Origin of the sequence: Paraburkholderia caffeinitolerans (assembly GCF_902859945.1) — a bacterium.
GTDB lineage: Bacteria > Pseudomonadota > Gammaproteobacteria > Burkholderiales > Burkholderiaceae > Paraburkholderia > Paraburkholderia caffeinitolerans.
The window spans coordinates 187,407-201,206 of the sequence record NZ_CADIKL010000003.1 but is presented as its reverse complement, the minus strand read 5'-3'; the positions used below and the strand labels follow the sequence as shown (position 1 = coordinate 201,206).

At 61.4% G+C, this 13,800-nt stretch carries 21 protein-coding genes; all 21 read right to left on the bottom strand.

The window, feature by feature from the left end:
* Positions 1-7: 7 nt before the first annotated feature.
* Positions 8-562: an ATP-binding protein gene (locus HV773_RS04090; RefSeq protein WP_175194305.1), complete on the bottom strand. Its 555-nt coding sequence runs from the start codon at positions 560-562 to the stop codon at positions 8-10.
* Positions 559-882, bottom strand: coding sequence for a head-tail joining protein (locus tag HV773_RS04085; protein WP_175194302.1), 324 nt, complete (start codon positions 880-882; stop codon positions 559-561). The genes HV773_RS04090 and HV773_RS04085 overlap by 4 nt, the downstream gene beginning before the upstream one ends.
* Entirely contained in the window at positions 879-1,112 is a 234-nt protein-coding gene (locus HV773_RS04080; protein ID WP_175194300.1) for a hypothetical protein, read from the bottom strand. Before HV773_RS04080 ends, HV773_RS04085 begins: the two co-directional genes overlap by 4 nt.
* A complete protein-coding gene (locus HV773_RS04075) occupies positions 1,112-2,188 on the bottom strand; it encodes a major capsid protein (RefSeq protein WP_175194298.1) in 1,077 nt (358 codons plus the stop codon). The genes HV773_RS04080 and HV773_RS04075 overlap by 1 nt, the downstream gene beginning before the upstream one ends.
* 83 nt (positions 2,189-2,271) lie before the next feature.
* The gene (locus HV773_RS04070) at positions 2,272-2,952 is read right to left on the bottom strand and encodes a head decoration protein (RefSeq protein WP_175194296.1); all 681 of its coding nucleotides are present in this window, start codon (positions 2,950-2,952) and stop codon (positions 2,272-2,274) included.
* Between the two features lie 27 nt (positions 2,953-2,979).
* The gene (locus HV773_RS04065) at positions 2,980-3,609 is read right to left on the bottom strand and encodes a hypothetical protein (protein WP_175194294.1); all 630 of its coding nucleotides are present in this window, start codon (positions 3,607-3,609) and stop codon (positions 2,980-2,982) included.
* A 20-nt stretch (positions 3,610-3,629) separates the two neighbouring features.
* Positions 3,630-4,502, bottom strand: coding sequence for a S49 family peptidase (locus tag HV773_RS04060; protein WP_175194292.1), 873 nt, complete (start codon positions 4,500-4,502; stop codon positions 3,630-3,632).
* Positions 4,502-6,007, bottom strand: coding sequence for a phage portal protein (locus HV773_RS04055; protein WP_246282197.1), 1,506 nt, complete (start codon positions 6,005-6,007; stop codon positions 4,502-4,504). Before HV773_RS04055 ends, HV773_RS04060 begins: the two co-directional genes overlap by 1 nt.
* Positions 6,008-6,132: 125 nt before the next feature.
* Positions 6,133-6,378, bottom strand: a complete 246-nt coding sequence (gene gpW, locus HV773_RS04050; RefSeq protein ID WP_175194290.1) for a gpW family head-tail joining protein — start codon at positions 6,376-6,378, stop codon at positions 6,133-6,135.
* A 17-nt stretch (positions 6,379-6,395) separates the two neighbouring features.
* The gene (locus tag HV773_RS04045; RefSeq protein WP_175194288.1) at positions 6,396-8,531 is read right to left on the bottom strand and encodes a phage terminase large subunit family protein; all 2,136 of its coding nucleotides are present in this window, start codon (positions 8,529-8,531) and stop codon (positions 6,396-6,398) included.
* Positions 8,473-9,249, bottom strand: a complete 777-nt coding sequence (locus HV773_RS04040) for a hypothetical protein (protein WP_246282190.1) — start codon at positions 9,247-9,249, stop codon at positions 8,473-8,475. Before HV773_RS04040 ends, HV773_RS04045 begins: the two co-directional genes overlap by 59 nt.
* 47 nt (positions 9,250-9,296) lie before the next feature.
* Complete coding sequence (locus tag HV773_RS04035; RefSeq protein ID WP_175194286.1) at positions 9,297-9,614, bottom strand: hypothetical protein; 318 nt, start codon at positions 9,612-9,614, stop codon at positions 9,297-9,299.
* 253 nt (positions 9,615-9,867) lie between these two features.
* Positions 9,868-10,131, bottom strand: coding sequence for a Y16D family protein (locus HV773_RS04030; protein WP_175194284.1), 264 nt, complete (start codon positions 10,129-10,131; stop codon positions 9,868-9,870).
* A complete protein-coding gene (locus tag HV773_RS04025; RefSeq protein WP_175194282.1) occupies positions 10,128-10,316 on the bottom strand; it encodes a hypothetical protein in 189 nt (62 codons plus the stop codon). Before HV773_RS04025 ends, HV773_RS04030 begins: the two co-directional genes overlap by 4 nt.
* Entirely contained in the window at positions 10,313-10,579 is a 267-nt protein-coding gene (locus HV773_RS04020; RefSeq protein ID WP_175194280.1) for a hypothetical protein, read from the bottom strand. The genes HV773_RS04025 and HV773_RS04020 overlap by 4 nt, the downstream gene beginning before the upstream one ends.
* Positions 10,576-11,067 carry a hypothetical protein gene (locus tag HV773_RS04015; RefSeq protein ID WP_175194278.1) on the bottom strand — a complete coding sequence of 164 codons (492 nt, stop codon included), beginning with the start codon at positions 11,065-11,067 and terminating at the stop codon, positions 10,576-10,578. Before HV773_RS04015 ends, HV773_RS04020 begins: the two co-directional genes overlap by 4 nt.
* Before the next feature lie 446 nt (positions 11,068-11,513).
* Positions 11,514-12,026: an HD domain-containing protein gene (locus HV773_RS04010; protein ID WP_175194276.1), complete on the bottom strand. Its 513-nt coding sequence runs from the start codon at positions 12,024-12,026 to the stop codon at positions 11,514-11,516.
* Complete coding sequence (locus HV773_RS04005) at positions 12,005-12,400, bottom strand: hypothetical protein (protein WP_175194274.1); 396 nt, start codon at positions 12,398-12,400, stop codon at positions 12,005-12,007. The genes HV773_RS04010 and HV773_RS04005 overlap by 22 nt, the downstream gene beginning before the upstream one ends.
* 55 nt (positions 12,401-12,455) lie before the next feature.
* The gene (locus HV773_RS04000) at positions 12,456-13,019 is read right to left on the bottom strand and encodes a hypothetical protein (protein ID WP_175194272.1); all 564 of its coding nucleotides are present in this window, start codon (positions 13,017-13,019) and stop codon (positions 12,456-12,458) included.
* 98 nt (positions 13,020-13,117) lie between these two features.
* Positions 13,118-13,381, bottom strand: coding sequence for a hypothetical protein (locus HV773_RS03995; protein WP_175194270.1), 264 nt, complete (start codon positions 13,379-13,381; stop codon positions 13,118-13,120).
* Complete coding sequence (locus HV773_RS03990; RefSeq protein WP_175194268.1) at positions 13,378-13,680, bottom strand: hypothetical protein; 303 nt, start codon at positions 13,678-13,680, stop codon at positions 13,378-13,380. The genes HV773_RS03995 and HV773_RS03990 overlap by 4 nt, the downstream gene beginning before the upstream one ends.
* Positions 13,681-13,800 lie beyond the last annotated feature (120 nt).

Genomic DNA, 13,800 nt, shown 5'->3' with positions numbered 1-13,800 from the left:
GTTTGTCCTATTGCGGGAGCGTGATAACCGCGCCTTGCTGCGGCGTACCGTCCGCGACTGGGACTGAGACGTCCGTCTCCTCGAAGGCGGCTGTCGGCGGCTGATAGAAGTCGTCGGGGCCTTGGAAGAACTCCATGCCGATCTCAATGACGACTTGGCCCTGATGGAAAGCGCTGTCCTCCTTGCCTCCGACCTCCATACGAGAGCGGAAGAACGAGAACTGCTGAAGCTGCGACATCAGCGCCGGATAGTTGATGACGGCGACCTTGACCTGATCGCGGATCGTTTCGAGCGCTGCGTAACAGAGGGCGGCGCCGACGTCGTCGTTTTGCGCCTCCTGCTCGACACGCCCGACGACCTTCAGCGTCGAGGTCACATTGAACTGAGGCGGACCATTCCGCCCGAGGCCGTCGCCGTCTTCATCGCCAGCCGTGACGATGAGCATCGGATACGTCTGATCCCAGGACGGAATGTCGCGAGGCGAAAACACGTTTGCGCCCGCGACCGTCGTCCCGGTCAATGCCTGAACGGCAATCGCGCGCAGTTGAGCAGAGGTCGTCATGCGGCCTCCTTCAGCTTGAGATTGAGCCACCCGATACCGTTCGGTTGCGGCTCGATGACGAGATAGGTCTCGCCCGTCTTCGTCCGCGTGATGCGATCGTTTTTCGCGACGGGCGCCTTCAGTTGCGATTGCTGGAGACCGACGGACGGAGCGACCGTGACCCAATGAGCGGCGCCGTCGCCGTCGAATTCCTGTCGACGGTACGGCTCAGCGAAAACGCCGGTGATCGGGTACGCTGAGCCCGAGGCGGGCTGATAGGTCAACGGCTCGCCGAACGCCGTAGCGGCGGGGCCATTGACGAGCGCGTCGAAATCAATCATCCGCCGACGCGCCGAATGACCGGACGGCGCGACGCGCCGAATTCCGGTCCGTTTCCACGTTTGACCGCCGCCGCCTTCGGGTCGACAAGGAAGCCGCTCGCGCGGAGCGCTTTTACGTCTGAGGCGGACAGTTCGATTTCATCGCCCGGAAGATAGAGCTTCCGGCCCGGTCCCTCGATCGATCGCCCCGGCGCGACCGTCGCCTTTTCAGTTTTGACGGTCACTGTCATTACGCGCCCGCCACGCCAGGCACGACCTGAGCAAAGAGGCACGCATTTACGCGGCTCGGAATGACAAGCGGCGCCGATTGCATGAGGATCAGGCGCTGTGCCGGGTCTTCCTCGACCCACGTCTTCGGCGCATACGGCATCGCTTCATAGGAGAAGCGCGGGTCCATGATCTGGCCGAAGGCACGCGTCCCCATCATGTCGGGGCCGCACATGACGAGCGCGCCGTCGGGAATCATCGGCTTTTCGACGTCGTCTTCGTCGACAAACCAGTCGCTGTAGACCCACAGGTCCCACTGCGCCCACCGGCCCATGTAGATAGCGCCCTTGACCGGAGCAACAGCCGGATTCACCGCGTTACCGAAAGGCGACAGCGTCGGGAAAGTGATGCCAACGCGACGGACTTCCGGGTCGAGCTTGAACGCCTCGAACGCGCTGAGCGTGAAGACGATGTCCGTCACCTGAGCGCCTGACTTCCTCAGGATGCGCTGCGCCCAGGTCGTCAGGTTGCCCGACGGCGACACAGAGCCGGGCGCCTGATCGGTCCCGACGTTCGCGATCGTCCATTGTTGACCGCCAGTCAGCGAGACCGTCAGTGACGGATCGCGCCCGAAGTCGACGACGACCGTTTCGAAGCCTTCGCCCGAGACCGTCACGGTCCCGGTCTGAAGCACTTGCGCGGCCATCCATTCGAGGCGACGGTTGAGAATGTCGATCTGATCGGTCAGCTCGGCTTCAAGGTTCGCGGCCTCGCGCTCCTCACCGGTCATTTCGCCGCCGATGCGCTCGCCGATCATGCGGCGGACGGGCTTGCGGAGGTCCGGCGCCCGCTTATCCTTGATATAGGCAGGCTTGAAAGTGTTCGTCTGGTAGCGACGCTGCTCGACGAGCTTCCCCTCATGCAGCGGCGAGACGAACGGCGCCATACGGCGCTTACCGACGTCGACGTCGATCGAGATTTCCTCGGAATCCGCCATCACGACATTCGGGAAGAAGCGGTCCAACAGGAAGTTTTGCGACGTCTTCAGGTTCGGGACGACCTGAATCAGCGTATTGGTATCGTAAACAAGCGAGGACATTACCTCGAACTCCTAATGAGATTGTGTTTTTCCGGACGAAAAAAAACCTGCCGAGGCGGGTTCTTCCGGAGTGGCGAGCCGCGTTAGCTCGGGTCAGCAGCCGAGACCGACGACTTCACGAAAATTCCGTAGGGACGGAGCGCGGTCACCAAAGTGGAAATCGTCCACGACGGGTCATAGATCAGCGCACGCGCGTTGAATTCGCCCATCACATACGCGGCGCTCGTTACCGGACCCGCCGAGGCGTCGGCGTAGTCGACGAGCACGCCGACCGGCGTCTGACTGCCGTCCGACGCCGTCTTCACGCACTCGACGAAGGTCCCGATCGCGTCGACGACAGCCAGGGTAAAGGCGTCGCCAGCGGAGAATGCGGTCCCGCCCGCGGTCAGCGTGAAATTGATCGCCGAGCCCGTATAGGGCGTGCCGACCGTTGCGTCAGGGAGGACATTCCCCTCGGGATCGACGACGCCGAAGTCGGTTGCGGTCTTCGCGGTCAGCGTGTAATTCCCGATCAGAGGCGTTGCGCCGAGACTGATCGCGCCGAGCGTGCCGTTACCGACGTTCGCCGCGCCCTTCGTCGCGATGGTTCCATACGACGTCACCTGACCGAGGACGGTCCCGCGCGCGAGCGTTCCTGCGGAAATCACGACTGGCTGCGTTACGAGCTTGAGATTGCCCGCGATGAGTTGATCCGGGACATACGTTTCGGCACGCACAAACGGCTGAGCCGAGTTGTCGCCCGTGCTGATAATGCTCAGAGACATTTACTCTCCAGAATGGATGCTGTGTTTTTACTGCTCGCCGCGGCGCTTCTTGCCCGCCGCGAGGATGCGCTCGGCCGCCGAGCTTGCGCCCGAACTTTGCTTGCCCTCGACGCGCTTCGGCGCGGGCTCACTGTTCATGCGGTCGCGGAGGCTCGATCCTTGCGGCTTGCGAGGCGCCGCCGAGCCCGCGGCGTTGAGCGCGGCGATCGCCGCAGCGGACGACATGCCGGTATCGAATGCAAAGACCGCGGCCTGTTCCGCGCGACCGCATTTGAAGCCGTGCGACATGATGCGAGCACATCGATCGCGCTCCGCCTTCGCGGCCTTCTTCGCCTTCGAGTCCTTCTTGTCGTCGCCGTCGTCATCCTCGGCGGCGTCGTCGCTCGCGGCGTCGTCGTCCTCCTCGTCGTCGGCCTTGGCGCCCTTGGCGTCAGTCGCGCCGTCGTCTTCGTCTTCCGACTTGGCGTCGGCGTCGTCGCCGTCGTCGTCGTTCGCCTTCGAGCCCTTGGCGTTCTTGTCGTCCTTTTCGTCGTCGTCTTCGGCCTTGGCGCCCTTGGCGTTCTTGTCCTTCTCGTTCTCGTCATCCTCGGCGCGCGCGCCCTTCGGTTTGACATAGCCCATCAGCGACGCGAACGGCGCCGCAAGAAACTTGCTCATCTTTTGTCCTGAGATTGTGGTTACTTCAGCTTTGAATACAGCGCTGCGAACGCCGCATCGGGAGACATGACCGCGTCGGCGAGTTTGAGCGCGACGCCGCGCTCGCCGAGATAGGTCGCTGCTTGTGTTGCGCGCACTTTCGACGCCGCGAGACCGCGATTGCGCGCGACGGTCTCGACAAAGAGTTCGCCCATCGTGTCGATGTCGGTCTGAAAGCTCGCGCGCGCCTCGTCGGAGAGCGGAATTTCGGGATGCCCGTCGGCCTTTCGCTCGCCGTATGTGATGAAAGTCACCTTGACGCCTGATTGCGTCAGCGCTTTCGACCAGTCGACGTGCATCGAGATAACGCCGATCGAGCCGACGCCGCCCGTGCGCGGAACATAGATTTCATCCGCCGCGCTTGCGATCGCATACGCAGCGGAATACGCCCCTTCGTCGAGGATTGCGGCGATCGGCTTCTCGCCGCGCGCCTCATAGATCATGTCGACGAGGTCGAAACACCCCGCGACCTCGCCTCCCGGCGAGTCGATACTGAAGGCGATCGCCCTGACGTCAGGATCGCCGAGCGCCGTGAGGAAGTTCTGACGGATACCGTCATAGCCCGTCATGCCGGAATAGGGCTCCAGCGTGCCGAGCTTCTGAACGAGCGTCCCCTCGACCTGAATGACCGCGACGCCGCCGACGTTAAAGTACCCTTCGACAGAGTCCCGGCCTTTCTGCGAGAACTCCCCGCCGAACGCATGGGGCGTCAGCGCGAGTTCGGCGCCGTCGAGCCGGATCATCTTCGAGATACCGAGGCGCTCCGCAAGGGACGCCATGATGACCTCTGCCTTTTCCGGACGGATCGCAATCGGCGTATTGAATAGCCGTTGCGCCAAATGTCCAAACCGCATCAATGAACCTCCTCGGGCTGATCGGCCTTGTTCGCCGGATTGTTGTTCCAGTTGGGAAGCTGGAGACCGCGCTCGCGGTAGTACTCCTGCTCGATTGCGCGACGGTCAGCGACCTCGCGCCAGTCGACACCCTGTTCCGCGCATTCGTCTTCGAGCGAAGACATCCCGGCATCAAGCCCGAGAATCGCGCCTTGCTTTTCCTTCACAGGATCGACGTATCCCTTACCCGGACCCATCCAGCGCGCGCGCGAGTAGGCGCCCCGCGCCTCCATGAAGGCCGGGATTTCGCCGCTCGACGGCATCGGATAGTCGTCGACCTCGACCGATTCTTCGAGGAAGTTCGCGTAGATCGGCTGAGCGAAGCCGACGACAAAGTCGAACCGGCGACGATGGAAGGTTTTCCACGCTTCGAGCATCGCGGCGCGGAACGACGAGTAATTGATTTCCGCCCAGTTTTGGCTAATCTGCTGAGCGGCGAGACCGGTCGCGGCGGCGACGTTGCGGAGCATTGCGCTCTGGAACCCGTCGTAATTGCCGCTCGGACGGTTTGCGGAAACCGATCCGATCTTCTCGCCGGGATAGAGCATCGTCATCCCGACGTCGCCCAACGAGGTTTTCCGATGCTTGTGATACTCCGCGCGTTCCGTCTGATAGGCGTTGATCTTCGTCGACTGCCCGAGCGCACCCTCGACGAGTTCCTGATCGAATGGGCTCTCGATGTAAGCCGCGAAAAACGCATTGATGATCGCCGCATCAAGTTCGGTCGAATCGTACTTGATGAGCATCTTCAGGCGATTGACGATCGGCGTCAGGAAGCCGACGCCGCGATGCTGATTCGCGCGCTCGCGGTCGAAATAGTGGATCAGCAGCGGTCGACCAAACCTAGTTTCGCGCGGGACGCGCTCCCATGTGACGCTCTTCGCCGCGCTGAAGTAGTCGCCCTGATGCGCCTCGCGGAGCCAGTATGCGACCGCCGTCCATCGCGCATCGACCTCGACGCCGCCGCGCATGTTTTGCTGATCGAACTTCAGTTGAGGATTCGACAGGCGGTCGGGATCAACAATCTCGACCGCCGTCGCATACCGCGCCCCGCCGCGGCGGACGCGCTCCTCAATCCAGTGATCCCGCGCAATCGCCTCGCCGTCCGCCAGATAGTGACGAAAGCCCAGGCGGAGCATTTGCGGGACCGTCTGAAACCGCGTCGAATCACAGTACTTGCCGGGATCATTCGCCCACGCGCGATAGTTCGCCGACGCGGCCTGCCCCCATTCCTCCGCCCACTTGTGATCGAACTTCTTGTTTCCGCTCATCGCCTGAAGGACCGCATAGTCAGGCTGAGACGTCGGGCTGAAGTTCGGCCCGATGACGTTGTCGAGCGTTCGCGTTACCGCCGCGGACGCCCACCCGTCATTACGCACGAGGTCCCGCACCCGCGATACCATGCGGTCGCGGAACATGTTGATTTCGCCGTCGGGCGACCACACGTAGGGATTCCAGTCCTGCATGTGACCGCCGGAAATGTCGGCGGCATCGTATGGCGTGTTTTGCCTACCGGCGAGCATCGAGGCGCGCGACGGTCGGCTCGGAGGCAACGGAGAGCCATTCGCCCCGAGAATTCGAACCTGATCTGTCATCGCATCGCAAACCGGATTTGTCGACGACCATGCGAGAGACCGAGCTTCTTCTGAATGAGCGCGATGTCTGCCTGAAGCCGTAGGATGTCGGCGGGCCGGTACGTAACGGACTTCGATCCGTCACCTTGCGCATAGCTCACGCTCGCGACCTGCTGACCCGTTGAGAGGGCGAAATAGGCGTTTTGAAGCGCCTGTAACTGGGTTTGAAGTTGTGCGGTAGTTAATCCATCGTAGACACCCATTCGGTTTTTCCTTGTGGTTACGCGAGCATGCTGACGCGCGACTTCGCGGGCGCGCTGTCCCCGACGACTGTCACGGACGGCCCGCGCTGCGTCAGCTTGAATTCGGGCTTGTCGTCCTCGACAGGCGCGCTACCCTTCAGGACCTCGGAGAGGTCGTCGACCAGCCGGTTAAGGCGCAATCCAAAATGAAGAAGGCTCGATAGCGCGGCGTAGGCGTAGACGCGACAGTCGAGCGCCTCGTTACGCTTGCCGGGAGGCAAGTCCCACACGCGATACCGCACGCCCGCCGTCTCCTTGATGAGGATTCGCTCGGACGTCAGTTGCGCGTAATAGTTGATGTCCCGGTCGTGCGGGAAGTGCATGTAGCCGGGACCGGGCGTCTCTTTCTGGAGGCGATTGCGGATAGAATCCTTCGCCGAGTTGACGCCGATGATGAACGGCTGATAGGTCTTCGCCGTCCGTTGCGTCGGCCTCTTCGTCGGCCAAACCGGACTACGCTTCCCGTTTTTGGCGGACTCTCCCTTGATGCCGTAGACGCGTCGCCCGAGTCGGGCCTTTGCAAACTGATAGGCGGCTTCCGTATGGTGACCGCCCGTATCGAGACAGACAGCTTCGATGTGATACTCGCGACCGTCGTAGCGATACCAGTTTTTCAGGAGGTAGGCGTCGAGACGATTCCACACTTCAGGCGAACCCGGATCGCCGACAAACGTCTCGTAGTCGATCGACCAGCTCTCCTCATCGCGGCCCCATCCGACGACCTCGACTTCGAGGCGATCGTCCTGCACGTCGACGCCCGCCGTCAGCACACCAACGCCAAACGGCACGCGCGAAGGCCAACGCTCACCGCGAGCCGCGAGCGCTTCGAGATCAATCTCCTTCCCGGCATGAGGCCGGTACGGCATGCCCATTTGCGTATTGAACCAAGCCTGTTTTTTGTCCTCGTCGTCTGCGGCCTTGAGCCACTTGTCGGCGATGTCGGACGGCTTGTCCTTCTGCCACGGGCTGAAAAGTTTCGACGCCTGGAATCCGGCGTGAGAGTTGTCGACGCCCCATGCACCGCAAACGCGGCATTTTGCGCGATAGACCGCATGACGCGGCCCCTCCCACCAATCCCATACTTGCTGAAGCGCGGCGCCGCTGTCGCCGTTCTGCGCGCCTTCGGGTGCCCGCCATCCGCGCTCATAGTCCTCTAGCGGGACATGCCGCTGCCCGCAACACTCGAAGACGCGCGACTGATGCCATCGGACCGTCGAGAGCGAGCGAAGGCGATCGCCTTCCGACCACTCGCACCCGCAATGCTCGCAATAGATGCGAGCCGTCTTCGGATGGTGGACGCCGCGCTCGTCCTTCTTCCAGTCGACATGCTTGAAGAAGTCCGGGAACATCCGATGTCCGCAATGCGGACACGCGACGGACGCGCGACGCTGATCCGAATCCTTGTAGCTTGCCTCGATGCGCGACTCGTTCTCGACTGTCGGCGAGCAAGCGCGCACCGAAAGCCAATTGACGCCAAAGGTAGCCGTCCGCTCTTCCGCGAGGATGATCGGATCGCCTTCACGCGTAATCGGGTATTTGTCGATTTCGTCGGCGAGGATGACCCGCACGGGGCGCCGCGCTAGGTTGTCGGGGCTACCCGCGCCCGCGAGCGCGAGAAAGCCACCGGGGAAGGATTTATAGAGGAGCGTCTCGTCGGCGTTGCGACTTTTGCTCGTTCCGATGAGGTCACGCAAGACGGGCGTGACCCGGATCATCGGCGTAATGCGCTCCTTGCTGAACTGCTCCGCCGCCGCCTCCTTCGGCTGAAGGAGGAGCATCGGGCACGGGTCAAGGTGCGCGAAGTACCCAAATACGTTTTCGAGGAGGGCCGTCTTAAGAAGCTGCGTGCTGACCATCGCCGTTACAACGTGGACACCCGGCTCGGTCACTGCGAGCATGACCCCGCGGGCGACCTCCACGGTCGACGTCTGCCAGTTCCCCGACGTACTCCCGGCCTCCTTGGCGAGCTTGCGGTATCGATCCGCCCACTCGGGGACGCTGATACGCGGCGGAGGCGTCCAACCGGCTAGGAAGTCCCGTCGAATCTTTTCGGCTCTAGGATGCCGTGAAATCCCCCTCTGGCTCGCCGAGCGATGCGATTTGCTTGTGTACATGCTCAGTCAGAATCTCGGTCATTTTGTCCGCCTCGACGCCGAGGTCCGCAGCGATGAGCGGCGCGACGCGAGCGGGCCAGTTGAGCCATGAATCGCGCGACGCTCGCGAGCATTCGAAAAGCACGGTCCGCGCAAGATCAAGACTGATGAGCGCGCCTGACTTCTCCTCATAGGTGAGGCGATTCAGGAGCGCGAGATAGACCTCTTTGACCCGACGGGCTTCTTCGATGGTTGTTGTCGCGACATCGAAATCGAGATTCGAGGTCAGCCGATCGGCGGCGTCTTCAGCCGATTCACCAGGCAAAAGGAGCGGCTCATCGTCAAACGAACCGGGCGCCGGTTCGGCGCTTTTGGCGGGCGTTGCACCCGCCGACTTTGAAACCTTGGCTGAAACCTTTTTTGAAACCTTGCTTGAAACTTTGGTTTCAGATTTGGTTTCAATTTTCTCCGAGGTTGAAACCTGCTCGCGGCCCCGCGTCGCTCGCGCGTCGCCGGAATCCCGATACTTCGCGAGCTTCGCATTCGAACCCTCGACATCCACCTTCGAGCCTTGCAGCACAAGCCATCCGGACTTTTGCCACTTGCTGACCGCCGTATGCGAAACGTCATGCATGCGTGCGAATTCTGACTTGGAGACGAGCGTCAAAATTGAAACCTCAGATTGAAACTTGAAACCAAATTTGGAAGTTTGTAGCTGGAGGAAGTACGCGGTGCGCAATTGCCCTCGATGCCCCCTCCCCCTAGGGAGGACCCAAGACACCCCCCCTATGCGGGGAGGGCAGGCACTCCGTTCTCGCTCGGGCTCTCCCTGTACGGCAATGCGGGCGGATGCCGGTAGTCGCGGAGAGGATCGCGCACGAATCGACCACCCTCTACCAGATTCACCCGGTAGTTATCCGCAATCTGACTGGAGTCATACGTTTCGCGACACTCATCAAGCAACGCAGCGAACTTCGCTTGCCACTCTTCAGGCATTCCCTGTAGCAACGTGCGTGGAATGACGAGATACGCCGCATACGTCAGCCCGAACCATTCATGCATCGAACCGTGCCAGTACGATTCGCGCTGCTTTGCTTGCGTCATAGCCGTCCCTTAGTTGTTCGTGGCTCGATTCAACGCGGCATGCGCCAATCCCCACACCCACCCGCCTATGAACGTCGCCACATACAGCGCCCACTTGGGAATATGGATAGTCATTTGCGCTTCCTCCACACCGATACGCGCCCATACAGCCATCCACCGGATAACCACCCCGCACGCAGCGCACTCCCTGTTAGCCAATACCACCCGAGAAGCACAAGCCAGTGCGGGACAGTGATCGTCATTGGATCGCCCATCAGTAAAGGTTCTCGGAGTAAAGCGTCCCGCCGTCTACGTGGTCACCACCAACGCGGCGAACGATCTGCCCCGCAGCTTCTGCAACCTTCCACGCCTCGACGCGCCCCAAGAAACGCCCCTCATTGTCAATGAAGCCCTGATCGACCGGATCGCCTTCCGTATCCATCCGATGCATGAAGGCGTCCCAATGGCGCAGGCCGAGCACGACCTCTCCAGTGAATCGCTTCCGGTTCGCGGCGCATACGATGCGATGGCCCGTCATTGCGTCGCTACCTTGTCGAGATACGAGCCGATGCACACCATGTAGGCGTCGGCGCATTGCTCGATCGGCTCGGCCCGCGTGTCTTCCGCGCTCTGGAAGGCGTCCGGATTCGCTCGCACGTCGCTTTCCCACAGGATGACCGCCTCACGAAGCTGCGCGATCGTGAATGTCTTCTCTTCCGTCATACGTTACCTTCCCTCAGTGAGCGCAGGTAATCGCCGAATGTCGGCATATCCCCGGCATTTACCCATTTGATCGTCGAGCGCATCACCTCACCGCACTTGACATCGATCGGCGATTGGTCGTGCGCACGGGCAGCGTACATACTCGGGCGAAACCGCGGCGATACGACCACGGTTCGCACATACTCGCCGCGATCGTCACCAGCCTCATGCATCAAACGGCGAAACGCTCGCGCGTCCTTCTGCGTCTCTTCGAGTTCGCTCATGCGCGCGTTTCCGCTTCCGCATAGAGGGCGTCGTAAGCCGCACCCGCCAAGGCCCACGGCTCGACAATCGCTTCGCCGACGGCGGCACCGAATATCGCCTTCGCCATCACACCGACATCGCGCGTACGATCCCGCTTGCCCATGACTTGCCTCATGAAGAAATCGACGAGAATCACATTCTTATCGTCACCGGGCCGAGCGCTGAACTGATCCGGATGATCCTGAATGTAGTCCCATGCCGGTTGAAGCGCTTTCACCATCCGATCGAAGATCCACGTCGGCATCATGCCGTCGCGCCTCTCCCCAGATGCGTCCACACTTCCGAGCGGCGGCTCGACGCACTCCGACGTCGAGACGACCATCCGAAGCCCCGCATCGTGCGCGCCGTTCCAGTCGACGGCCTGCGCCCACTTCTTCAGCGCAAACGCTTCGAGCGATGAGCCGGGAACGATCGTCAGCGTCCCGTTTTCCGTGATGTCGACCTTCATAGCAACGCCTCCCGGAGCGCCTGGCAGATTGCAACCTTCACTTGCTCGAAGGTTTCAGGTTTCAGTTTCATCCCCGTGAACCGCTTCAGGGCTCGGCGGATGAGCGTGTCATGCCGACGAATCTCCCGACGGAGCTTGCGTCGACCGTGCGACGTCAGCCCGAACGAGCGGGCGTAGCGCTCGTATGTGCGCCTGTAGACTGGCTTCAATCGTTCTTCCCGTTCTGGATTTTTCGAAGGCGCCGTCTATCCTTCATTGCATTAACGAAGGAGGCGCTATGAACTGGCTTTGCATCCGATGCCGACACGAATTCCCGTTCTACCCGGAGAAGATCGGTATCGACGACTTCGGCATCTATGTTTTCTGCCCGCATTGCGGACGACGCAACCAGCTAATCAACGTTGGCAAGCGAGGCCGCATCGCACTACAGCAAACCGGGAAATAACCTACGCCTCGGCTTGTTCGCGCGCGATCCGGCGAAGGCGCGGATCGGCCATCGTGAGAACGTCGAGCAACAGCCGCTTCTCTTCGAGATAGGTGACCGCGAACTTCGGATCGTGCTGGACGATGCTCCCCGTATTGCTGATGAGGTCGGCGCACTTGATGGTCTGCACCCAGTCAGGCGCCCGAGCCAATCGCTCGCGAGACGCCGCTTTGCGCTCCGCGCGATTCCCGCTCTCCATGTCGGAGAGCCACCGGACGCCCTCCGCCACCGGCCAACCGAATTGACCAATCAGCGCGGCCTCTGTAACGCCCTGATCCTCCATGACGTCATGCAGCCATGCGACCACCATCGTCAGAGGCGAGCTATCCACCGTTGCCACGATGCCCGCGACTTCCGCCAGGTGATCGAAGTACGGAGCGCCCGTGTATTTGCGCTTCTGCTCCCGATGCCGGAAGCGAGCGAAGCTCATCGCCTCGAAGACGAGAAAGCCGCTCACGGCTTGACCTTGACGCATTGCATCTGCATTGCGTGGCTGTCGTTCTGACGCGCCACGTAGCACACGACGCCGTGCGAAGGGTCTTCGATGACGTCGAGCGTGTCGTGCCACTGGCCCCACGACTTATGCGTCGGCAGTTCATGTTGATCGGAATCGCGCAAACCGTCGGCGTGCGCCGGAAGCGCGATCGCACAACACATGAGCAAAGCGGCAAGCTTGAACATCAGGCGCTCTCCGTAGATATGTGCGCGGTCGCGCGGATTTAACTCTCTCGACTGGCGACTCCTGTCGACCAACTCATTTACCTCCGACGTCGCGAGGGTGTTCGCCGTGCGTCGGAATCGCCATGCGAGAGAGGGGAAGCAACGCATCAGCGCAAAGCCGAAGCTCACGCATAGTTCTGCATGCTTCCCGAGTGACCGTAGAAGCCGCCCGACGGCGGCGAGGTCATGAGGTGATACGAGGGAACGGCGAAATAGCCGAATGCCAACGGTCGAGCGTGTCGGCGTCGAGGAGGTCGAAGAACGAATAGTCGCGGAGCTTGAAATAGCCCACACAAGCGGCGATCTTCTTCTCACGCTCGCGCTGCACGTTCTCGACGATCGCCTCGGCCCACGCCAGTTCAATCGCGCGCTCAGCCCATGCGCGGATGATCTCGTCCGGATAGCGCACCCACGACGCGAAGACACCGGTCACCCGACGGAAAATCTCGACGTCCAGCGCTCGGCGCTCCGCGTCCCGGCCTGCGTTTTCGGCTCGCGCCTCCTTCTCGGCGTCTTCGAGCGCGGCGCTCGCGATCCATGCGAGGTCAGCGTCAGAAAGGCGATCCGGCTGTCCCCGCCCCCACTGGCGCGTACAGATTTCGATGTTGCGCTCGCGCTCGAAGCCGGTCCCGAAGACCGCAGACACAGAATAGACATACGCGTCGAGCATCGACGAATCGAGAACCTTCGGCGGACTCAACAGCGGCATCAACGACGCGATGATCGACTGATTGACGAGATCCATCATTGCCGCAAACGAGGGCGATGCGTCCATCAACTCGCCAAACGTCGGCTCTTCACCCTCGCAAGCGTTACAAGCGCCGCACACGCTTCCTTGTGTGTTGGTCATACTCGCTTCCCCCGTATGAAATCGACTTTGATGACGTTGCTCGGAGGCGGGATCGTCCCGTCCTCGCGAAGTGCGTTGATGATCTTTTCCTGAAGCTCGATGGCCTTCTTCGCGACGGCGCTTTCGGCGTTTTGGAGCGAGAGAAACTGATCCGCTCCGTACACATGCTCAGTCCGGACGATTTCCTCATTCGGACCGAGATACTCGAAGCGCAGCCGGAATCGCGCCGCGATCGGCTCGGACCCTGGCGCCGCGCTCATTCTTCGTCCGACTCGTCTTCCGAGTCTTCGTCTTCCTGCATATAGTCGAACGGGTCGTAACCGCTCAAATGCGAGCCGAGCAACTCCTCGACCTTCGCAATAAAGTCCTGATCTTCCGACTTGACCGTAATGTCGCCACGGTCGAGCGTCCCGGAGACCTCGGAATGCTTGCCGAGGATTTCGCCGAAGTAGACTTCCTTCCCGTATGCCTTTTCGAGAACGTCCTTCTCGACGACGAAAAGGCCGTCGACCTCACCCTGACGACCGCAATCCCAATGAAACTTAACGAGCAACTTCATTTGACGATCCCCTATCGTTTGCGCCCGTAGCGCGACTGTTCATCCTTCCATTGAGCCCGACGGCGCTCGCGCTTCTCAGCGGCGCCCGAATAGACTGCCCATCGACCATCGCGACAACTG

Bases quoted from the DNA above. Each gene is read 5' to 3' on its own strand.
- HV773_RS04090 (WP_175194305.1), bottom strand. From the start codon at position 562: ATGACGACCTCTGCTCAACTGCGCGCGATTGCCGTTCAGGCATTGACC.
- HV773_RS04085 (WP_175194302.1), bottom strand. From the start codon at position 882: ATGATTGATTTCGACGCGCTCGTCAATGGCCCCGCCGCTACGGCGTTC.
- HV773_RS04080 (WP_175194300.1), bottom strand. From the start codon at position 1,112: ATGACAGTGACCGTCAAAACTGAAAAGGCGACGGTCGCGCCGGGGCGA.
- HV773_RS04075 (WP_175194298.1), bottom strand. From the start codon at position 2,188: ATGTCCTCGCTTGTTTACGATACCAATACGCTGATTCAGGTCGTCCCG.
- HV773_RS04070 (WP_175194296.1), bottom strand. From the start codon at position 2,952: ATGTCTCTGAGCATTATCAGCACGGGCGACAACTCGGCTCAGCCGTTT.
- HV773_RS04065 (WP_175194294.1), bottom strand. From the start codon at position 3,609: ATGAGCAAGTTTCTTGCGGCGCCGTTCGCGTCGCTGATGGGCTATGTC.
- HV773_RS04060 (WP_175194292.1), bottom strand. From the start codon at position 4,502: ATGCGGTTTGGACATTTGGCGCAACGGCTATTCAATACGCCGATTGCG.
- HV773_RS04055 (WP_246282197.1), bottom strand. From the start codon at position 6,007: ATGCAGGACTGGAATCCCTACGTGTGGTCGCCCGACGGCGAAATCAAC.
- gpW (WP_175194290.1), bottom strand. From the start codon at position 6,378: ATGGGTGTCTACGATGGATTAACTACCGCACAACTTCAAACCCAGTTA.
- HV773_RS04045 (WP_175194288.1), bottom strand. From the start codon at position 8,531: ATGTACACAAGCAAATCGCATCGCTCGGCGAGCCAGAGGGGGATTTCA.
- HV773_RS04035 (WP_175194286.1), bottom strand. From the start codon at position 9,614: ATGACGCAAGCAAAGCAGCGCGAATCGTACTGGCACGGTTCGATGCAT.
- HV773_RS04030 (WP_175194284.1), bottom strand. From the start codon at position 10,131: ATGACGGGCCATCGCATCGTATGCGCCGCGAACCGGAAGCGATTCACT.
- HV773_RS04025 (WP_175194282.1), bottom strand. From the start codon at position 10,316: ATGACGGAAGAGAAGACATTCACGATCGCGCAGCTTCGTGAGGCGGTC.
- HV773_RS04020 (WP_175194280.1), bottom strand. From the start codon at position 10,579: ATGAGCGAACTCGAAGAGACGCAGAAGGACGCGCGAGCGTTTCGCCGT.
- HV773_RS04015 (WP_175194278.1), bottom strand. From the start codon at position 11,067: ATGAAGGTCGACATCACGGAAAACGGGACGCTGACGATCGTTCCCGGC.
- HV773_RS04010 (WP_175194276.1), bottom strand. From the start codon at position 12,026: ATGCGTCAAGGTCAAGCCGTGAGCGGCTTTCTCGTCTTCGAGGCGATG.
- HV773_RS04000 (WP_175194272.1), bottom strand. From the start codon at position 13,019: ATGATGGATCTCGTCAATCAGTCGATCATCGCGTCGTTGATGCCGCTG.
- HV773_RS03995 (WP_175194270.1), bottom strand. From the start codon at position 13,381: ATGAGCGCGGCGCCAGGGTCCGAGCCGATCGCGGCGCGATTCCGGCTG.
- HV773_RS03990 (WP_175194268.1), bottom strand. From the start codon at position 13,680: ATGAAGTTGCTCGTTAAGTTTCATTGGGATTGCGGTCGTCAGGGTGAG.